We start from the raw sequence: 19,629 nt of genomic DNA on the forward strand, positions 1-19,629 counted from the left end.
CGCTCAATGCAGGCGCGACGACCGGTTCCTGATCTCTACCTCAACCGCAGGCGCCCTCCCGCGCAGCGGGTTCGTTCTTCGGCCCCAAAATGACCATTAACGCCGAAGTTTGGTGGAAAACGGAACGTCCGCTGTCGGCCACCCTTCAGCAAATTTCCACCACATCCCAGAACTAACGATCGCTTCATCGGGATTGGCTGATAGCTTCGGCACGTCTTGGCATGACATGACTGCGGGAGGATGCCCCCTTGAGAATGAGATATCTGCTAGCGGCCTCACTCGTTGTGGCGATCGTCCTGACGCTCAGATGGGAATGGCGGGAGCCCCATCACTTCGAGGATGAGGTCATGCGAGCCGCGCTGGCGGAGGAAGTTCGCCGGGACGACACCCGTTGCCCGCTCAGCAGCAAAGCTGTGGAGCAGGCTCGGCCATGGGTTCTTGCAGCCTGCGCGGCAGGCGGGCTCGGCTGGCATGAGGCAGCGGCGAAATATGGCGACGATGCAGCCAGAGTGTTCCTCGTCTATGGCGAGGATGCGGATTTCGTGGAGGTTTTCGACCGTCTCGGCCATCCGGTCGTGCCGGTGATTGCTTACTTCGTGAAGAATGGATCGTCGCAGTACTTGTTGCAGGAAACCATCGGTCAGGGCCTCTCGAGCCTGTGGGACGACCGGCAGGTGGGATTCGGCCTCGCCGAGATTTCGCCGGAGCAATATGGGCTTATTGCCATTCGCGAGCTCAAGGATCGCGGGCATGAGATGCTGTCGGAGTTCGAGATCGTTGACGGAACAGCAGTCCGCAGACAGTTCACCCGCACGCTGCTTGGTGCGAAGAACATAGTCCTGGGCGGCGTTTCCGACCTGGAAGGGGTGATCACCCGCGGCGAGCGGCTTCCGACCTGGGACGAGATGGGTTGGGCGGCCTTCGATGCGGCAATCGTCGTCGGGGGCATGGGCGCCGCAGCCAAGGCATTGCGGGTTGCGAGGGCACCGGTGGCCGCAGCTGGTCGCGGAACTGTGCGGATCGCACATCTGAGGGCAGCAGGCAAAGGTGCGTTCCAATCGCTTTCCACCGTCGGTACCGCAGCCGGTGTCGCCGCCGTCGTCGCACTTCCCTATGTGGCGATCACGCGACCTCACCTTCTGACAAACGCCGCCGGTTGGATAGCCGAACAAGCAGGTCTCCCGGCCTGGCTCGGCGCCTTTGCGGCCTACTTCATACTCTGTCTTGTCCTGGCTTCTCTGCTGAGGATGGTTCTGGCGCCGCTGGCCTGGACGCTGCGAACGCTGAGCAAGATCGTTGGACGACTCGCCGGTGCCGGCGGTGTCCGATCCGCCTAAATCCCGGGCGCAGCGCCAATGGTGCGCGAAGCAGACATAGTTTAGATGGCGCGGCTCAGATTCTGCAAAATCGCGAGTGGGTAGGTGCCGGAACAGCCGACCTGGGTTGGCGGGTGAAATGGCAGCAATAGCGTGTCGCAGTTAAATAGTTATGCGTCTGCCAGCTCCATCGAGCGGCCTAGATACTTTTCCATCTTTTCAGTGGGGATATCTGCGGGGCAGGCAGTATTCGGGTTGCCTAACCCATTGTTTTTTCTGGTCGGAGTGGCAGGATTTGAACCTGCGACCCCATCGTCCCGAACGATGTGCGCTACCAGGCTGCGCTACACTCCGTGACCAGACCGCGGGCTTATAGCCGCCGTACTTCGTTCCTGCAAGCGCCAATGGCAGCGCTTCTGTCGCATTTCTTGCCGTTTCGCCTTAACGTCATACAGGTTTCAGTTCCCTGCGGGATAAACACCGCTTAAGGGCTCGTGTTATAGGCATGGCCACCTGCGTTGAAACCACTCTGAATCCAGCCGCTTGGAGTTGCTGTCTTGTCCCTGAAGATTGTTAGCGAAGCCCTTCCCAACACTTTCGAGTTTGAAACCTCGGCGCTGATCAAGGCGTCCGGCTTTCGTGAGTATGATGCGCGCTGGTGGTTCGGCCATCCGGGCTCTGCAGAGCCACCGGAGCTCAACCTGATCGGTGTGCAGGCGCTCGGCATGGGGCTCGGCACGCTGATCCGGCGTTTGGGCGCCGGGCCGGACATCGTGACCGGGCATGATTTCCGCTCCTATTCGCTGGCGATCAAGCTGGCGCTGGTTTCCGGGCTGATGGCCGCCGGCGCGCGGGTTAGGGATATCGGGCTGGCGCTATCGCCGATGGCTTATTTCGCCCAGTTTGCGCTCGACACGCCGTCTGTCGCCATGGTCACCGCCTCGCACAACGAGAACGGCTGGAGCGGCGTCAAGATGGGGGCGGCGCGGCCCTTGACCTTCGGTCCGGAGGAAATGAGCGCATTGAAGACGATCGTGCTTGCCGGCGACTTCGACCTGGTCGGCGGCGGCTCCTATGACTTCGTTGCGGATTTCCGCAAGATCTATCTCGACGACCTGACCCGCGACAAGCGCATAGCGAGAAAGCTCAAGGTGGTCGCCGCCTGCGGCAACGGCACTGCCGGCGCTTTTGCACCTGAAGCGCTGGAACGGATCGGCTGCGAGGTGATCCCGCTCGATGTCGAGCTCGATCATAGGTTTCCGAATTACAACCCCAATCCCGAAGACATGAAGATGCTGCACGCGATCCGCGACAAGGTGCTGGAGACAGGAGCAGACGTCGGGCTTGGCTTCGACGGCGATGGCGACCGCTGCGGCGTGGTCGACAATGAGGGCAACGAAATCTTCGCCGACAAGGTCGGCGTCATGCTCGCGCGCGACATTGCGCGCCTGCATCCAGGCTCGACCTTCGTCGTCGACGTCAAGTCGACCGGATTGTTCAATACCGACGCCGCGCTGCGCGCCGATGGCGCCGTCACCGATTACTGGAAGACCGGCCACTCCTACATAAAACGGCGCGTCGCCGAGCTTGGCGCCATCGCCGGTTTCGAGAAATCCGGCCATTTCTTCTTCAACCCGCCGATCGGGCGCGGCTATGACGATGGTCTGATCACAGCCATCGCCATCTGCGAGATGCTGGATCGCAGCCCCAAAAACAGCATGGCCGATCTCTATCGCGACCTGCCGCTGACCTTCGGCACGCCGACCATGTCGCCGCACTGCGCCGACGAGCTGAAATATGGCGTGGTCGAGCGGGTCGTTTCCGACTTTCAGGCCATGAAGCATGACGGCGCCATCTTCGCCGGGCAGAAGATCGCCGAACTGATCACCGTCAATGGCGTTCGCGTCGTTGCCGAGGACGGCACCTGGGGCCTGGTGCGGGCGTCGTCGAACAAGCCGGAGCTTGTCGTCGTGGTGGAGAGCCCGGTGTCGTCGGAGCGGCGCCGGCAAATGTTCGAAGCCGTCGATGCGGTGCTGCGCCGCAGCCCCGAAGTCGGCGCCTACAACCAGACGTTCTAAGTTCTCTGGCTAAGGTCTCTGGTCGGCGGCGCCGGTGAGCCTCAATAGGGGCTCGCGACGTCGCCAGTCTCGACATAGACCGACTTCAACTGCGAATAGAGTGCCAACGCGGCAAGCGAGTTTTCTCGCCCGATTCCCGACTGCTTGAAGCCGCCGAAGGGAATTTCGACGGGCGTCAGGTTGTAGGCGTTGATCCAGCAGGTGCCGGCCTGCAACTCGGCGATGACGCGGTGGGCGCGCGGCAGATCGCGCGTGAACACGCCGGCGGCAAGGCCAAATTCGGTATCGTTGGCGCGGTCGATCACCTCATCCTCACCGTCGAATTTCAGCACGCTCATGACAGGCCCGAAAATCTCCTCGCGCGCGATGCGCATGGTGTCGGTGACGCCGGTGAAGACCGTCGGCTCGACGAAGAAGCCACCCTGGAAACCTTGCAGCGAAGGTACATTGCCGCCGCAGGCTAGCATGGCACCATCCTGCTTGCCGGCCTCGATATAGCCGATGACCTTCTCGTGCTGCGCCTTGGAGACCAGCGGCCCCATCTGCGTTTCCTGGTCAAGCGGATCGCCGATACGGATTTTCTTGGTCCGTTCGACCAGCCGCTCGACGAAACGGTCGTGGATGCCCTTCTGCACGAAGACCCGCGTGCCGTTGGAGCAGATCTGGCCGGTCGAATAGAAATTGCCGAGCATCGCGCCGCCGATGGCGTTTTCGAGGTCGGCATCGTCGAAGACGATCAGCGGCGACTTGCCGCCAAGCTCCATGGTGGCGTGCTTCATCTTCGAGCCGGCGAGCGACAGCACCTTGCGGCCGGTCGGCACCGAGCCGGTCACCGAGACCTTGGCGACGACATCGTGCCCGACGAGGCCGGCGCCGACATCGCCATAGCCCTGCACGACGTTGAACAGCCCGTCGGGCAGGCCGGCCTCGGTGTAGATTTCGGCGAGCGCCAGCGCCGACAGCGGCGTGTTCTCCGACGGCTTGAACACCATGGCGTTGCCCATGGCGAGTGCCGGCGCCGATTTCCAGCCGGCGATCTGGATCGGGTAGTTCCAGGCGCCGATGCCGACGCAGACGCCCAGCGCCTCGCGCCTTGTATAGGCAAAGGCGCCGCCGAGATCGACGGACTCGCCATTATAGGCAGCGACCGCGCCGCCGAAATATTCGAGGCAGTCGGCTGCCGATGGCGCGTCCGCCACCAGCGTCTCCTGGATCGCCTTGCCGGTATCCAGCGTCTCGATGCGCGCCAGGTCGGCGTTGCGCACGCGCAATATGTCGGCGGCGCGGCGCAGGATGCGCCCGCGCTCGACCGGCTTCAGCCGCGCCCAGGCCGGTTGTGCTGCACGCGCTGCTTCGATCGCCAGTTCAAGCACGTTCGGCGTCGCCGAACGCAGCATCGCGATGGTCTCGCCGGTTGCCGGATAGATGACCGGCAGCGGCGCACCTTGCTCATCGTCGATGTAGCGTCCGTTGACATAGTGCGATGCCTTTGGCTGGGCGCGCATGGGACCTTCTCCAAACTGTCTTTCGATGGGACCGGCGGGCGGGCACCGCCGGATCATGGCTTATCGCATCGGCTCGAAAATCGGAATCGATTTTCGGAAAGCACGATGCGAGGACTAAAAAAGCGATAGAGCGCTTGTGCGTCCGAATGGACGCACGTCGCTCTATCGATCCGACACCTGCCAGCGCGGATTGATCCATGGTTCCTGGTTGGACGGCGCCAGCGGCGTGCGGCCGAGAATGTGGTCGGCGGCCTTTTCGCCGGTCATGATCGACGGCGCGTTCAGATTGCCGTTGGTGACGCGCGGGAAGATCGAAGAATCGGCGATCCGCAGCCCTTCGACGCCGATGACACGGCATTGCGGATCGACGACGCTCATCCGATCATCCTTGCGGCCCATCTTGCAAGTGCCGCAGGGGTGGTAGGCGCTTTCGGCGTGATCGCGGATGAAGGCATCGAGATCGTCGTCCGACTGCACGTGCGAGCCCGGCGAGATCTCCTTGCCGCGATAAGGGTCGAATGCCGACTGGCCGAAGATCTCGCGCGTCAGCCGGATGCAGTGGCGGAACTCGATCCAGTCGTCCGGATGCGACATGTAGTTGAAGCGGATCACCGGCTTCGATCCGGGATCGGGCGAGCGCAGCGTGACGGAACCGCGCGACTTCGATCGCATCGGCCCGACATGCGCCTGGAAACCGTGCGCTTTCGCCGCCGCCTTGCCGTCATAGCGGACCGCCGCCGGGATGAAGTGATACTGGATGTCGGGATAGTCGACGCCGGCGCGCGAGCGCACGAAGGCGGCCGCCTCGAAATGGTTGGTTGCGCCGAGGCCCGATTTGAAGAACAGCCATTGCGCGCCGATCAGCGCCTTGGAGAACGGGTTCAGCACCGAATTCAGCGTGATCGGCTGCGTCGATTCCTGCTGGATGTAGAGTTCCATATGGTCCTGCAGGTTGCGGCCGACGCCGGGCCGGTCGGCGATCACCGGAATGCCGTATTCCCTCAGATGTTGGGCCGGGCCGATGCCGGACAGCATCAGGATCTTGGGCGAATTGATCGAAGAGGCGGCAACGATCACTTCACGTCGCGCCTTGATCACCTGAATCCGTCTGCGCACTTCGATCTCAACACCGGTGGCGCGTTGATTCTCGATGACCACCCGTCGGGCGAAGCCCTTGACGAGGCTTACATTTTTCCGCCTCAGCGCCGGCCTGAGATAGGCACTCGCCGCCGACCAGCGGCGGCCGCCGCGAATGGTCTGCTCCATCGGACCAAAGCCTTCCTGCTTCGCGCCGTTGTAGTCGTCGGTCAGCTCGAAGCCGGCCTGACGGCCTGCCTCGACGAAGGCGCCGTAGAGTGGATTCGTCCTTGAGCCGCGCTGCACGGTCAGCGGGCCGCCGTGGCCGCGCCAGCCATTCTCGCCGCCGTTGGCGTCCTCCATGCGCTTGAAGTAGGGGAGCACGTCGGCAAACCCCCAGCCAGCCGCGCCCTGTTCTGCCCAATGGTCGAAATCGCGGGCGTGACCGCGTACATAGACCATGCCGTTGATCGAGGACGAGCCGCCGATGACCTTGCCGCGCGGCGTCGCCAGCACACGGCCGCCGAGATGCGGCTCCGGCTCGCTGGCAAAACCCCAGTCGTAGAGGCTCATATTGAGCGGGATCGACAGCGCCGACGGCATCTGGATCAGCGGCCCGATGTCGCTGCCGCCAAATTCGATGACGATCACCGAATATTTGCCATCCTCCGACAGCCGGTAGGCCATGGCCGAGCCGGCCGAGCCGGCGCCGATGATGACGAAATCCGCCTCAAGACCGTCTGTCATCATTCGCCTCGTGGAAAGCGCTTCTGCTCTTCGAGCAGGTCGAGGTTCATGTGGTTGCGCATGTAACGATCCGAGGCCTTCTGCAGCGGCTGGAATTCCCAGGGGTAATGCGTGCCGTTGCGCAGCGCCGGATAGACCACCCAGCGGCGCGCCTGGCTGGCGCGCACGGCGGCATCGAAGGCAGCCATGTCCCAGCGCGCCCGGACCTTGCCGGTGAAAGAAGCCACCAAAGCCGCGTGCGCCGGGTCGGCGGCGAGGTTGGTCAATTCCCGCGGATCCGATTCAAGATCAAACAGTTGCGGCGGATCGATCTCGCAATGGATGAATTTGTAGCGGCCCTCGCGGATCGCCACCATCGGCGCGTTGGAGCCTTCGGCCGCATATTCCATCAGCACAGGTTCAGCGCGCGTCTTGCCGTCGAGCAGCGGCAGCAGCGACTGGCCGTCGGTCCATGGCGCAATCGCGCTCATGTCGATGCCGGCGAGGTCGCAAAGCGTCGGCACGACGTCGAGATTGGAAACCGGCGCGTCGATCAGGATGGCCGAAATGTCTTTTCCGGCGATCATCAGCGGCACCCGCGCCGAGCCCTCGAAGAAGCACATCTTGAACCACAGGCCGCGCTCGCCGAGCATGTCGCCGTGATCGGAGCAGAACAGGATGATCGTGTCGTCGAGCATTCTCGTGCGCTCGAGCACCGACAGCAGTTCGCCGACCTTGTCGTCGAGATAGGAGATGCTGGCGAAATAGCCGCGCCGCGCGCGGCGGATCTGCTCGCCGGTGATGTCGAAACTGTCATAGTCGCTGGCGCGGTAAAGCCGCTGCGAATGCGGATCCTGTTCGTCATAGGGGATGAAGCCGACTTCCGGCTCGAGCGCCGGGCAATCCTCGTAGAGATCCCAGTAGCGCCGGCGCGCGACATAGGGGTCGTGCGGATGGGTGAAGGAGACGGTCAGGCACCACGGCCGGCGCGCGGCATCGTCCGAGACGCGGGCGAAATCATAAAGCTTCTGCACCGCGTGAAAAGCGACTTCGTCGTCATATTCCATCTGGTTGGTGATCTCGGCGACACCGGCGCCGGCCACCGAACCGAGATTGTGATACCACCAGTCGATCCGCTCGCCGGGCTTGCGATAATCCGGCGTCCAACCGAAATCGGCCGGATAAATGTCAGTGGTCAGCCGCTCCTCGAAGCCATGCAACTGATCCGGCCCGACGAAATGCATCTTCCCGGACAGGCAGGTGTGGTAGCCGGCGGTACGCAGATGATGCGCATAGGTCGGGATCGACGAGGCGAATTCGGCGGCATTGTCATAGACCTCGGTGCGCGACGGCAACTGGCCGCTCATGAACGCCGCACGGCCCGGCGCGCAGAGCGGCGAGGCGGTGTAATTGTTCTTGAAGCGCGCCGAACGAGCCGCCAGCGCCTTCAGATGCGGCGCATGCAGGAAGTCCGCCGGCCCATCCGGGAACAATGTGCCGTTGAGTTGATCGACCATGACGATCAGAAAATTGGGTCGCTTCGACGTCACTGCGCGCTCCGCTGGCCGAGTTTCGTTTCGAGATAGTCCTCGATCAGCGCGATCGCGGTCGCGGCATTGGGCACGCCGTCCTTCAGCGCGCGCCTGATGTAGAGCCCGTCGATCAGCGCCGCTGTCGCCTCGGCGACACGGTCGGCTTCGCTTCTCGGCAGGATGCCGGTCAGCCCGCTCAACAGATTGGAATGCAGGCGTCGCGCATAGACCTTGAGCAGCCGGCGCAGCGCTGGCGATTTTTGCGCCTCGACATAGAAGGCGAGCCAGGCGGCTATCGTTTCCGGCTGGAACTGGGCGTCGGAGAAATTGACCGCGACCACCGCCGAAACGCGCTGGCGTGGCGTGCTGGCCGATCGAAGCGCGCGCCGCATGTCGGCGGTCAACTCGGCCAGGATGTGCCGCATCGTCGCCAGCAAAAGTTCGTCCTTGGCGCCGAAATAGTGATGGGCGAGCGCCGAGGACACCCCGGCGCGCCCGGCGATTTCCGACATCGTCACATCAAGCGAACCGCGCTCGCCGATCGCCGAGATCGTCGCGTCGATCAGCGCCCTGCGGCGCAGCGGCTCCATTCCGATTTTCGGCATCTTTGCTCCGGTCCGTTGCGGCAAGATTATTTTTTATTGACGGATCAATCAACAAAAATCCGACGCGATTGTGTGGCAAATGTCAGCTGCCGTGACCAGATATCAAGATCAAGTCGTTGTGTGGTTCTGGCCCCTTTACGAAGTCGCTGGGACGGTTCATTCTTGAACAATGTTGATAGCGCGCCGCGACATCGCGTAGCCCGGCCCGCAGGGATGGAGATAATCATGACAGCATGCATCGTCGGCTGGGCGCATTCGCGCTTCGGCAAGCTCGAAGGCGAGACGCTGGAGGGCCTCATCACCAAGGTGGCTAGCGAGGCGCTCGATCATGCCGGCATCGGTCCGGACGAGGTCGACGAGATCGTGCTCGGCCACTTCAATGCCGGCTTTTCCGCACAGGATTTCACCGCAAGCCTGGTCCTGCAGGCCGACGACCGGCTTCGCTTCAAGCCGGCGACGCGCGTCGAGAACGCCTGTGCCACCGGCTCGGCGGCGGTCAGGCAAGGCATCCGCGCCATCGACGCCAATGCGGCGCGTATCGTGCTGGTGGTCGGCGCCGAGCAGATGACGACGACATCAGGTCCGGAAATCGGCAAGAATCTTCTCAAGGCCTCGTATCTGCCCGAGGAGGGCGACACGCCGGCAGGCTTCGCCGGCGTTTTCGGCCAGATCGCGCAAGCCTATTTCCAACGCTATGGCGACCAGTCGGACGCGCTGGCGATGATCGCCGCCAAGAACCACAGGAACGGCGTCGACAATCCCTACGCGCAGATGCGCAAGGATTTCGGCTATGAGTTCTGCCGGCACGAGAGCGAGAAGAACCCCTTCGTCGCCGGTCCCCTGAAGCGTACCGACTGCTCGCTGGTCTCGGATGGCGCCGCCGCCCTGGTGCTTGCCGACACGGCGACGGCATTGAAGATGCGCCGCGCCGTCGCTTTCCGCGCCAATGAGCACGTGCAGGATTTTCTGCCGATGTCGAAGCGTGACATCCTGGCATTCGAGGGTTGCGAGCAGGCCTGGAATCAGGCGCTGAACAAGGCCGGTGTGACGCTCGACGATCTGTCCTTCGTCGAGACGCATGACTGCTTCACCATCGCCGAGCTGATCGAATATGAGGCGATGGGCCTGGCCAAACCGGGCGAGGGCGCAAAACTGGCGCTGGACGGCGAGACGGCGAAGGACGGCCGGTTGCCGGTCAATCCGTCAGGCGGGCTGAAGGCCAAGGGCCATCCGATCGGCGCCACCGGCGTCTCGATGCACGTGCTGAGCGCCATGCAGCTCGTCGGCGAGGCCGGCGGCATCCAGGTGCCCGGAGCAAAGCTCGGCGGCATCTTCAACATGGGCGGCGCCGCGGTAGCCAACTACGTTTCCATTCTCGATCGGATCAGATAAAAGCGGCCCGCATTACAGCGCCGCGCGCCCTTCCGGACGCGAAAAGAGTGCTGTAACACTTTGATTTTACGCATGATCCTTTTCGAAAATCGAATCCGATTTTCGAGGTCACGCGTTAGCGGGGAATTCATGACAAATCCGGTTCTGGTCGAAGTTTTGCGCGGCGCCGTGGTCGAGAGCGCGCATCGTGGCGCTATTGCGGTCTTCGATGCCGATGGCAAGCCGGTCTGGGAAATCGGCGATACGGCTCGCCCGGTGTTCCCGCGCTCAGCGGTCAAGGCGATCCAGGCGCTGCCGCTGGTCGAAAGCGGCGCCGCCGATGCGTACGGTTTCGGCGACCGCGAACTGGCGCTGGCCTGTGCTTCGCATTCCGGCGAGCCGGCGCATGTCGAACTGGCGCGGGCGATGCTGGCCAAGGCCGGGCTGGACGTGGCGGCGCTGGAATGCGGCGCGCATTGGCCGTCGAGCCATGACGCGACAGTTGCGCTGGCCAGCACCGGCAATTTGCCAAACGCGCTGCACAACAATTGTTCTGGCAAGCATGCGGGCTTTCTCTGCACCTGCGTCCACGCCGGCGTCGCCCATCGCGGCTATGTCAAATCAGGCCATGCCTCGCAGGAGATGGTGCGCGATGCGATGCAAGCGGTGACCGGTGCCGCTCATGATGTCGATCATTGCGGCACCGACGGCTGCTCGATCCCGACCTATGCCGTGCCACTGCGCAGCTTCGCGCTCGGCTTTGCCCGCATGGCGACAGGTATCGGCCTTGAACCCGTGCGCGCCAAAGCTGCAAAGCGGCTGCTTTCCGCCTGCATGGCCGAGCCGTTTCTGGTCGCCGGCACAGGCAGGGCCGATATTGCGCTGATGCAGGCCGCGTCAGGCCGGATTTTTGTGAAGGTTGGGGCCGAAGGCGTCTATTGCGCGGCGCTTCCCGAGCTTGGCCTTGGCATTGCACTGAAATGCGATGATGGCGCCGGCCGCGCCGCTGAAGTCACGGTCGCGGCCGTGCTGGCCAGGTTTTTGCACGCCGACAAGGCGCTGGCGGCGATACTGATCGAAGAGGCACATCCGCCCATAGAAAGCCGGATCGGCGCCAAGGTCGGCTCACTCCGCCCTACTGCTGCGCTGAGCTGAGGACGGGCATTCAGCTCACGTGATTGCGTCCGATGGTCAGATGCGCATAGCCACACAAATTCCCAGCGTCCTGCCGTCGCGCCGCAGGAATCGTGTCACGCCGGATCGGCAGATCCGGTTTTCCGGCAATAGCTTGTAGAGTCGCCACGCGAGGCATAAGCTCGACTGATGAGCAGAGCCTTCACGCGCGAAGAAGATAGCGAAAACGCCATCGCCGGCATCGGCGAGCGGCCGATCAGCCACCATCGCAATCTGGTGACGCAACGCGGCCTGGCGCTGATCGACGCCGAACTGGCTGCCCTGCGCGACGATCTGGGCAGAGCGGAAAAGAGGGCGGACCGCGAGCGCATCGCGCTCATCTCGCGCGACCTGCGCTACTGGACCGCGCGGCGTGAAAGCGCCGAGCTTTCCGTGCCGGAACCGGGCAGCGACCTGGTTCGCTTCGGCATGGGCGTCACGCTGGAAGGCGATGACGGCAGGAAGGTGCACTGGAGGATTGTCGGCGAGGATGAGGCGGATCCGGCCAAGGGGACGATTTCCCATGTTTCACCGATGGCCTTGGCCTTGTTCGGCAAGAAGGTCGGCGAAATTGCCGTGGTGAACGGCAGGGAGTGGGAGATTGTGAAGCTCTCCGACAGCTAATGCATGTCGCCCCAAAAGCATGCGGGCCTGACCCGAGGGTGCGCAGCGGTTTTGCGATAGCGACTGCATAAAAACGAGAACTTAAAGCGCGTCGCGGAAATCCATCCCGAACGCGACGCACATTAGCCCTCGACCTTGACGACATGGTCGCGGAAGAACGCCGCAGCACCAGCCTCGTCGATTTCGCCGGCGGCAACGCCCATGACGAACTCATAGATCGTGCCGTTGTCGGCCATCAGCACATAGCCGTTGACAATCAGGAACGCGCCGGCGGCGACGATGGCCGTGCGCTTGTTGCCGTCGACAAAGGCGTGATTTCTGGCGATGCCGAAGATATAGGCCGCGGCCAGATCCTCGATCGATGGATCACCATAGTTGGCCTTGTTCTCGGCTCGGGCGAGCGCCGATTCGAGGGCATTCTCATCCCTCAAACCGTGCGCGCCGCCGTGCCGACGCAACTGCTCGGCGTGCATGGCTTCGACCGCACGCCGGCTCAGGAACTCCCAGCTCATTCGGCGAGCTTCTGAAGCGCGACTTTGTATTTGTCCATGACTTGGCGAGCGGCTTCCATCTGCCGCTCGAAGCTGTCGTCCACTGGCCGAAGGGCGATGCCCTTGCTCGTTTCGACGATCTCAAGCTGATCGCCGGCCTTCAGATTCAGGTGATCGAGAATTTCCTTGGGCAGGATCACGCCTTCGGAATTGCCGATTTTGCGAATGGTCGTGTTCATGGATTCATCCTCTGTTGCAACGCCAATTATAACTCAACTGTCGGTCGTTGCAACATGGATTATAACAATTCAGCCAGCCTGCAGCAGCCGGTCCATCAGCCGGTCGGCGGCCTCGGGAATAACCGTGCCTGGCGGGAAGATCTCCGCCGCCCCCGCCTGCCGTACCGCCTCATGATCTTGCGGCGGGATGACGCCGCCGGCAACGATCAGCATATCGCCGCGGCCAAGCTTCTTCAGCGCGTCCCTGAGTTCGGGAATGAGCGTCAAATGGCCCGCCGCCAGCGACGAGGCGCCAATGATATGCACGTCGTGCTCGACGCCAAGCCTGGCGATCTCGTCCGGCGTCTGGAACATCGGCCCGACGGTGACGTTGAAGCCTAGATCGGCAAAGGCGGTGGCGATCACTTTCTGGCCGCGATCGTGGCCATCCTGTCCCATCTTGGCGACGAGAATGCGTGGCTTGCCGCCGGACTTCTCCTCGAACGCGACGATCTTGTCCTGCAGCCGATCGACCACCGGATTGTCGCCGAGCGCCTTGCGATAGACGCCGGAGATCGTCTGGACGGAGGCGACATGGCGGCCAAAAACCTTTTCCAGCGCCAGTGAAATCTCGCCGACCGTGGCGTTGGCGCGCGCGGCGCGAATGGCGAACTCCAGCAGGTTTTCGCCACTCTCGGCAGCTCGGGTCAGTGCATTCAGTGCATTCTCCACCGCGCCGACGTCGCGCGTGCCTTTCAGCCGCTGCAGTTTCGACAATTGCCGGGCCCTGACTTCGGCGTTGTCGATCTTCAGCACGTCGACTTTGATATCCGTCTCGGGACGATGGGCGTTGACGCCGACCAGGATCTGCTCGCCGGAATCGATCCGCGCCTGCGTGCGCGCGGCGGCCTCTTCGATGCGCAGCTTCGGTATGTTTTTTTCGGTTGCGGCGGCCATGCCGCCCAGGCTCTCGACCTCTTCGATATGGGCAAGCGCGCGCGCCGCCAGGTCATGCGTCAGCCGTTCGAGATAGGCAGAGCCGCCCCACGGGTCGATGATGCGGGTGGTGCCGGATTCCTTTTGCAGGATGAGCTGCGTGTTGCGGGCGATGCGGGCCGAATGGTCGGTCGGCAGCGCCATCGCCTCGTCGAAGGCGTTGGTGTGCAGCGATTGTGTATGACCCTGCGTCGCCGCCATCGCCTCGATCATGGTGCGAATGATGTTGTTGTAAGGGTCCTGCGCCGTTAGCGACCAGCCCGAAGTCTGGCAATGGGTGCGCAGCGACAGCGAGCGCTCGTCCTTCGGCGAGAAGTTCTTCAGCATCAGGGTCGACCACAAAAGGCGGGCTGCCCTCAGCTTGGCGACCTCCATGAAGAAGTTCATGCCGATCGCCCAGAAGAAGGACAGGCGCGGCGCAAAACGGTCGATATCGAGACCTGCGGCGACACCGGCGCGGGCATATTCGATGCCATCGGCGATCGTGTAGGCGAGCTCGAGGTCGGCGGTCGCCCCTGCCTCCTGCATGTGATAGCCGGAGATCGAAATCGAATTGAACTTCGGCATGTGCTGCGACGTGTAGGAGAAGATGTCCGACACGATCCGCATCGAAGGTTTTGGCGGATAGATGTAGGTGTTGCGCACCATGAACTCTTTCAGAATGTCGTTCTGAATGGTCCCCGCAAGGTCCTTTTGCGCAACGCCCTGTTCTTCCGCGGCGACGATGTAGAGCGCCATGATCGGCAGCACCGCGCCGTTCATGGTCATCGACACCGTCATCTCGTCAAGCGGGATGCCGTCGAAGAGCTGGCGCATGTCGAGGATGGAATCGATGGCGACGCCTGCCATGCCGACATCACCGGCAACGCGCGGATGATCGCTGTCGTAGCCGCGATGCGTGGCAAGGTCGAAAGCCACCGACAGTCCCTTCTGGCCGGCCGCGAGGTTGCGCCGGTAAAAGGCGTTCGACTCTTCCGCCGTCGAGAAGCCGGCATATTGCCTAATCGTCCACGGCTGCTGGACATACATGGTCGGGTAGGGGCCGCGCACGAATGGCGGCAGGCCCGGATAAGTGTCGAGATGCGGCAACCCCTTGAGGTCGCCCTGGTTGTACAGATGCTTGATGGCCAGTCCTTCCGGGGTCATCCGCTGGCCCTTGACCTCGATCGGCGCCCGGCGCGGCGCCGACCAGCCGATCTGGCTGAAATCCGGAATCATGATGCTGCTCCGATCGATTGATCGATACGGATCGGAAACAGCGGCTCGCACACCGCGACGCCCTCGGTGACCGAGGGCCGCCGCTCCGCCGCCAAGGTTTCGACCGGACGTTCGATCTTCGACGGGTGAAGCGTCGTGCCGATGATGGCCCGGTCGCCCGCCTGATAGGCAGCATTGCGGCGGGCGGCGGCCGCCTGAACCCGTTTCTGGATGTGTCCTTGCTGCAGGCTGGACAGAACGCCGCCTTCCGCCTCGATCCGTTGGAATTCTTCCCACGCCGCTTCGCAGAGTTCGGCAGTCAGCGCTTCAACGGCGCCCGAACCGCAAGCAGGGTCGGCGACATGATCGATATGGCTTTCGTTGGCCATGATCAGTTGCGTATTGCGGGCGATACGGCGGGCAAAGCCCGCCGGCAGGCCATGCGCGATCGTATGCGGCAGGATGGAGACCGAGTCCGCCCCGCCGGCTGCCGCGGCAAAAGCGGCGATCGTGGTGCGCAGGATGTTCGTCTCCGGGTCCGCCGAAGTTATCATGCGGAACGATGTCTCGGCATGGATGTTAGCGGTGGCGGCGGAGATCGAGCATGCCTCCTGGACCCGCGCCCACAGCCTGCGCAGGGCCCTGACCTTGGCCATCGATACGAACTGGTCCTGGTCGACGCTCAGCGCAAAGCCGATATGGGGCGCCGCATAGACAAGCGGCTGGCGCGCCTCCTCAAACATCCGGAGATAGGAGACCGCCGAAGCCATCATGGTGCCCAGCTCCTGCGCTTCGGTGGCACCGGCATTGTGGAAGACGCGTCCGTCTGCCTCCAGCAGGACCCCGGGCACGCCCATCGAGAAAAAGTGCGCCAGGGACTGCGGCATCGACGCCTGCAAGGCCTCGATCGACATCCGCAACCGGCCGGTTCCGGCAAAGATCGCCGCCGGGTCGATGCCGAAGGACAGGTTGAGCTTTGCCGGGTCTGACCGGCGCTTGCTCAAGAACGCAACCAGCCAGTCGGCCACGGCGCGGCTCCAGGGATGCGCGTCGATGCGGACCTGGATGCGGTTGAGTGGCACGCCGTCCAGCACGGTCTCCAGCGCCTGGGCAGTCCTCGGCAGGCCGTAGCCGAACGCATTCGGCGCGCCTTCGAAGACAAGCGACAATCCGGTGGCGCCCTGTGCGACGTCCTCCAGGGCCTGGGCTTTGGCGCGGCCGACATCCGGATCGTCGATACGCTGGCTGACGATCCACGGCGATCCGGGGTTTGCCCGTGGGAGAGGCTCTGCGGTGACCGAACGATCATAAAGCGGTTCGACGCGGATGCCATCGTCCGTATGGGATACGAGTTTTTCCTCGAAGGATCCGCCGGCCAGGGCTTTTTTCGCAAGGGCCAGCCACCGCTGCCGGTCAGGGTTCGGAAGTTCGGCATCGTGGTTCAAGGCACCGGCCATCCGCTCTCCTCGTCTTCTCGGCCGATAGGCCTGGAACGTCAATCTACGGTTCCCCGTCGCATATCACAATGCAACACGCGCCCTGCGACGGTGAACCGTCAACCGATTGCCAAACATGCGCAAAATCCGCAAGCTCCAAAACCCAATTTCGACCATGGCCATTGTCGCTGCGCAATGGCGTCATTATACCTGCGGCGAGCCCCGCTACTTTCAATAGATCAGGGCATTCAACACTTCAGGTTGCGGAGACCGACACATGGCTGACGACACCAGTATTTTCATCGGAGCCAGCCGAAAGCCTGATGACAGCTACCAGCGCGCCGAAAACCTGCTGCTTCAGTATGGCAATCGTCATGGCCTGGTCACCGGCGCGACCGGCACCGGCAAGACCGTGAGCTTGCAGATTTTGGCGGAAGGTTTCTCCAATGCCGGCGTGCCGGTCTTCTGCGCCGACATCAAGGGCGACCTGTCCGGTATCGCCATGATGGGCGCGGCACAGGATTTTCTGGTCAAGCGCGCCGAGCAGGTCAAGCTCGATCCCTATGATTTCCAGGAATTTCCGGTCATATTCTGGGATCTTTTCGGCGAGCAGGGCCATCCGATCCGCGCCACCGTCTCGGAAATGGGGCCGCTGCTGCTGTCGCGGCTTATGAACTTGTCCGAGGCGCAGGAAGGCATCATGAACATCGCCTTCCGCATCGCCGACGAGGAAGGCTTGTTGCTGCTGGACCTGAAGGACCTGCAAGCGCTTCTTGCCAACATCGCCGAACGCGCCGAAGAAATCGGCGCTCGCTACGGCAATGTGACGAAACCTTCGGTTGGCGCAATCCAGCGCACGCTGCTGGTTCTGGAGCAGCAGGGCGCGACGAATTTCTTCGGCGAGCCGGCATTGCGGATCGCCGACATCATGCGCACCACCCGCGACGGGCGCGGCGCGATCAGCGTGCTGGCCGCCGACAAGCTGATGATGAATCCCCGGCTCTATGCGACATTCCTGTTGTGGCTGATGTCGGAACTGTTCGAGGAGCTGCCCGAAGTCGGCGATCCCGACAAGCCAAAGCTGGTCTTCTTCTTCGACGAGGCGCACCTTCTGTTCGACGACGCGCCGAAGGTGCTGATCGACCGCGTCGAGCAGGTGGTCCGCCTGATCCGTTCGAAGGGCGTCGGCGTCTACTTCGTCACCCAGAATCCGCTGGATATCCCCGAAACCGTTCTGGCCCAGCTCGGCAACCGGGTGCAGCACGCCCTGCGCGCCTACACGCCACGGGAGCAGAAGGCCGTGAGGACCGCCGCCGAGACGTTCAGGCCCAATCCCGACTTCGACTGTGCTACCGTGATCACGCAGCTCGGCACCGGCGAGGCGCTGGTCTCGACGCTGGAAGCCAAAGGTGTTCCGTCCATGGTCCAGCGGACGCTGATTCGCCCGCCGTCGTCGCGACTTGGCCCGATCACGCCTGACGAGCGCCGCACGCTGATCACCGAGAGCCCGGTTGCGGGACAGTACGATCAGACCGTCGATCGTGAATCGGCTTTCGAGATGCTGCAGAAAAAAGCCAAGGATGCGTTGGACGCGGAGGCGCAGCAGCAGGAGAGCGGCGGCTCGCGCTGGACCATTCCAGGCTTCGGCAATGACGATCCCGCCCCCCAGCCCACCGGCGGCAGGCGAGCACCGGCGCCGCGAGCGTCCAATCGCCAGACGGTGGCGGAGGCGGCGATCAAATCGGTGGTTCGCTCTGTCGGCACGTCGGTTGGACGGGCGATCGTGCGCGGCATCCTCGGCAGCCTGGCAAGGGGGCGGCGCTGAAAGCACCGCATCGGACCCAAAACTGGGCACCGGTTGCGAGAATCCGATGCTCAGGCCAAAATATCGGGCCCCCAAAATGGGCGCCGAGTCTGGAAAAATCCCGGTACTGTGTCGCAGGCGGCACCAGGCTGAATTAGGGCTGCGAACGGCAGCTTCGGGCCAAGAACCGACCTCCATGATGCCTGCTATCACTTAGTACGACCCAATCAATCAGCCGTCATCTCTCAATTATTAAGCCCAACTTAAAGACGCATCCGGATATTGGCATCTAATCGAGGAATACGTTTGGCTTTATCGTTTTCGCAACGGTCTGAAAGGTTGGGAAGGGATAGGGCTTTGAATTCACGGAATCGGTATGTAGCGTCGATGGCTGCTGTGGCTATGCTTATGCTAGCCTCCACTGGCGCAATGGCCGATCAAAAGGGAAACTCGGAGCCACTGGCGATCCAAGATCAGGGCAGCTTCGCCGTCGGCGGGACGGTGCTGAGCAATCCCGGTGCCTACAATAACAATGCGCCCACCGCCGAAGGGCAAACTTTACACGGAGATCATCTCTACGCCTCCTATCAAGTCCCGCAGAATCCGAAAGCGCTGCCTATCGTCATGCTGCACGGCGCCTTCCAGTCGGCGCGAAGCTGGGAGACCACCTCGGACGGGCGCGAAGGCTTCCAGACGATTTCCCTGCGCAAAGGCTACCCGGTCTATCTGGTCGATCAGCCGCGTCGCGGCCGCGCGGGCAACAGCACCGTCGCTGCGACGATCAAGCCGGACCCAAACGATCAGCTCTTCTTCGACCAGTTCCGGATCGGCAAGTGGCCGGACTACTTCGACAACGTGCAGTTTGACCGCAAGCCGGAAACGCTGGACCAGTTCTTCCGTTCGGTCACGCCCAACACCGGACCCTACGACGCCGGTGTGATCTCGGACGCAATGGCGGCGCTGTTCGCAAAGACCGGCCCGGCAATCCTATTCACCCACTCGCAGGCTGGCGGGCCAGGCTGGCTGACGGCGATCAAGAGCGAGAACGTCAAGGGGATCGTGTCCTATGAGCCAGGCAGCGGCTTCATCTTCCCCGAGGGTGAGCTTCCGGAAGACATGCCGAGTGCGGCCGGCACGCTGAAGCCGGAGGCAGTGCCGCTGGCGGATTTCGAGAAGCTCGCCCGCATCCCGATCGCCATCTACTACGGCGACAATTTTCCAGTCGAGCCGACCACGGAGCGCGGACAGGACAATTGGCGTGTGCGCCTCGCCATGGCCAAGCTCTGGGTCGAGGCCGTCAACAAGCATGGCGGCGATGCCACGCTGGTGCACCTGCCCGAGATCGGCATCAGGGGAAACACGCACTTCCCGTTCTCGGATCTGAACAATGTCGAGATCGCGGATCACACCGCAAAGTTCCTGACCGAGAAGAAGCTGGACTAACGCGTCCCGCGTGACCTCTCGCGGGGTCCTCCGAGCC

The 19,629-nt window shown here is 62.8% G+C and carries 15 protein-coding genes and 1 tRNA gene; 7 read left to right on the top strand and 9 right to left on the bottom strand.

Annotated features, from left to right (window positions below; all coding sequences use genetic code 11):
* Positions 1-254 precede the first annotated feature (254 nt).
* Complete coding sequence (locus AC0L18_RS21330) at positions 255-1,337, top strand: hypothetical protein (RefSeq protein WP_473494088.1); 1,083 nt, start codon at positions 255-257, stop codon at positions 1,335-1,337.
* 256 nt (positions 1,338-1,593) lie between these two features.
* Here AC0L18_RS21330 and AC0L18_RS21335 read toward each other — a convergent pair.
* Positions 1,594-1,670 (bottom strand) — tRNA-Pro (locus AC0L18_RS21335).
* Between the two features lie 203 nt (positions 1,671-1,873).
* Between AC0L18_RS21335 and AC0L18_RS21340 the strand changes: the two genes are divergently transcribed.
* A complete protein-coding gene (locus AC0L18_RS21340; RefSeq protein WP_473494089.1) occupies positions 1,874-3,394 on the top strand; it encodes a phosphomannomutase/phosphoglucomutase in 1,521 nt (506 codons plus the stop codon).
* Between the two features lie 41 nt (positions 3,395-3,435).
* Here AC0L18_RS21340 and betB read toward each other — a convergent pair whose 3' ends face one another.
* From betB to betI, 4 genes are all read right to left on the bottom strand, one after another.
* The gene (gene betB, locus AC0L18_RS21345; RefSeq protein ID WP_473494090.1) at positions 3,436-4,899 is read right to left on the bottom strand and encodes a betaine-aldehyde dehydrogenase; all 1,464 of its coding nucleotides are present in this window, start codon (positions 4,897-4,899) and stop codon (positions 3,436-3,438) included.
* Between the two features lie 162 nt (positions 4,900-5,061).
* On the bottom strand, positions 5,062-6,723 hold the full coding sequence (gene betA / locus AC0L18_RS21350) for a choline dehydrogenase (RefSeq protein ID WP_473494092.1): 1,662 nt from the start codon (positions 6,721-6,723) through the stop codon (positions 5,062-5,064).
* Positions 6,723-8,252 carry a choline-sulfatase gene (gene betC / locus AC0L18_RS21355; RefSeq protein ID WP_473494094.1) on the bottom strand — a complete coding sequence of 510 codons (1,530 nt, stop codon included), beginning with the start codon at positions 8,250-8,252 and terminating at the stop codon, positions 6,723-6,725. Before betC ends, betA begins: the two co-directional genes overlap by 1 nt.
* Positions 8,249-8,839, bottom strand: a complete 591-nt coding sequence (gene betI / locus AC0L18_RS21360; protein WP_091590338.1) for a choline-binding transcriptional repressor BetI — start codon at positions 8,837-8,839, stop codon at positions 8,249-8,251. The genes betC and betI overlap by 4 nt, the downstream gene beginning before the upstream one ends.
* Before the next feature lie 225 nt (positions 8,840-9,064).
* On the opposite strand from betI, the gene AC0L18_RS21365 reads away from it, so the two are divergent.
* From AC0L18_RS21365 to greA, 3 genes are all read left to right on the top strand, one after another.
* A complete protein-coding gene (locus AC0L18_RS21365) occupies positions 9,065-10,231 on the top strand; it encodes an acetyl-CoA acetyltransferase (RefSeq protein ID WP_023800854.1) in 1,167 nt (388 codons plus the stop codon).
* 129 nt (positions 10,232-10,360) lie between these two features.
* Entirely contained in the window at positions 10,361-11,365 is a 1,005-nt protein-coding gene (locus tag AC0L18_RS21370) for an asparaginase (RefSeq protein ID WP_473494097.1), read from the top strand.
* Positions 11,366-11,533: 168 nt separating this feature from the next.
* Positions 11,534-12,007 (top strand): transcription elongation factor GreA, encoded by a 474-nt coding sequence (gene greA / locus AC0L18_RS21375; protein WP_128184556.1) that lies wholly within the window; start codon positions 11,534-11,536, stop codon positions 12,005-12,007.
* Positions 12,008-12,129: 122 nt separating this feature from the next.
* Here the strand turns inward: greA and AC0L18_RS21380 are convergent, their stop codons facing one another.
* The 4 genes from AC0L18_RS21380 to AC0L18_RS21395 form a co-directional block, all read right to left on the bottom strand.
* Positions 12,130-12,519, bottom strand: coding sequence for a type II toxin-antitoxin system death-on-curing family toxin (locus tag AC0L18_RS21380; protein ID WP_473494099.1), 390 nt, complete (start codon positions 12,517-12,519; stop codon positions 12,130-12,132).
* A complete protein-coding gene (locus tag AC0L18_RS21385; protein WP_023800850.1) occupies positions 12,516-12,737 on the bottom strand; it encodes an AbrB/MazE/SpoVT family DNA-binding domain-containing protein in 222 nt (73 codons plus the stop codon). Before AC0L18_RS21385 ends, AC0L18_RS21380 begins: the two co-directional genes overlap by 4 nt.
* Positions 12,738-12,806: 69 nt before the next feature.
* Positions 12,807-14,930 carry a methylmalonyl-CoA mutase gene (scpA, locus tag AC0L18_RS21390; RefSeq protein ID WP_473494102.1) on the bottom strand — a complete coding sequence of 708 codons (2,124 nt, stop codon included), beginning with the start codon at positions 14,928-14,930 and terminating at the stop codon, positions 12,807-12,809.
* The gene (locus AC0L18_RS21395) at positions 14,927-16,366 is read right to left on the bottom strand and encodes a methylmalonyl-CoA mutase subunit beta (protein ID WP_473494103.1); all 1,440 of its coding nucleotides are present in this window, start codon (positions 16,364-16,366) and stop codon (positions 14,927-14,929) included. The genes scpA and AC0L18_RS21395 overlap by 4 nt, the downstream gene beginning before the upstream one ends.
* Before the next feature lie 256 nt (positions 16,367-16,622).
* Between AC0L18_RS21395 and AC0L18_RS21400 the strand changes: the two genes are divergently transcribed.
* The gene (locus AC0L18_RS21400) at positions 16,623-18,170 is read left to right on the top strand and encodes a helicase HerA-like C-terminal domain-containing protein (RefSeq protein WP_473494104.1); all 1,548 of its coding nucleotides are present in this window, start codon (positions 16,623-16,625) and stop codon (positions 18,168-18,170) included.
* A 387-nt stretch (positions 18,171-18,557) separates the two neighbouring features.
* Positions 18,558-19,592: an alpha/beta hydrolase gene (locus AC0L18_RS21405; RefSeq protein WP_473494106.1), complete on the top strand. Its 1,035-nt coding sequence runs from the start codon at positions 18,558-18,560 to the stop codon at positions 19,590-19,592.
* The last annotated feature ends 37 nt before the right edge of the window (positions 19,593-19,629 follow it).

This window comes from Mesorhizobium sp. WSM4819 (assembly GCF_055811215.1).

Coding starts and splice junctions, on each gene's coding strand:
- AC0L18_RS21330 (WP_473494088.1), top strand. CDS start 255: ATGAGATATCTGCTAGCGGCCTCACTCGTTGTGGCGATCGTCCTGACG.
- betB (WP_473494090.1), bottom strand. CDS start 4,899: ATGCGCGCCCAGCCAAAGGCATCGCACTATGTCAACGGACGCTACATC.
- betA (WP_473494092.1), bottom strand. CDS start 6,723: ATGACAGACGGTCTTGAGGCGGATTTCGTCATCATCGGCGCCGGCTCG.
- betI (WP_091590338.1), bottom strand. CDS start 8,839: ATGCCGAAAATCGGAATGGAGCCGCTGCGCCGCAGGGCGCTGATCGAC.
- AC0L18_RS21365 (WP_023800854.1), top strand. CDS start 9,065: ATGACAGCATGCATCGTCGGCTGGGCGCATTCGCGCTTCGGCAAGCTC.
- AC0L18_RS21370 (WP_473494097.1), top strand. CDS start 10,361: ATGACAAATCCGGTTCTGGTCGAAGTTTTGCGCGGCGCCGTGGTCGAG.
- greA (WP_128184556.1), top strand. CDS start 11,534: ATGAGCAGAGCCTTCACGCGCGAAGAAGATAGCGAAAACGCCATCGCC.
- AC0L18_RS21380 (WP_473494099.1), bottom strand. CDS start 12,519: ATGAGCTGGGAGTTCCTGAGCCGGCGTGCGGTCGAAGCCATGCACGCC.
- AC0L18_RS21385 (WP_023800850.1), bottom strand. CDS start 12,737: ATGAACACGACCATTCGCAAAATCGGCAATTCCGAAGGCGTGATCCTG.
- scpA (WP_473494102.1), bottom strand. CDS start 14,930: ATGATTCCGGATTTCAGCCAGATCGGCTGGTCGGCGCCGCGCCGGGCG.
- AC0L18_RS21395 (WP_473494103.1), bottom strand. CDS start 16,366: ATGGCCGGTGCCTTGAACCACGATGCCGAACTTCCGAACCCTGACCGG.
- AC0L18_RS21400 (WP_473494104.1), top strand. CDS start 16,623: ATGGCTGACGACACCAGTATTTTCATCGGAGCCAGCCGAAAGCCTGAT.
- AC0L18_RS21405 (WP_473494106.1), top strand. CDS start 18,558: ATGCTAGCCTCCACTGGCGCAATGGCCGATCAAAAGGGAAACTCGGAG.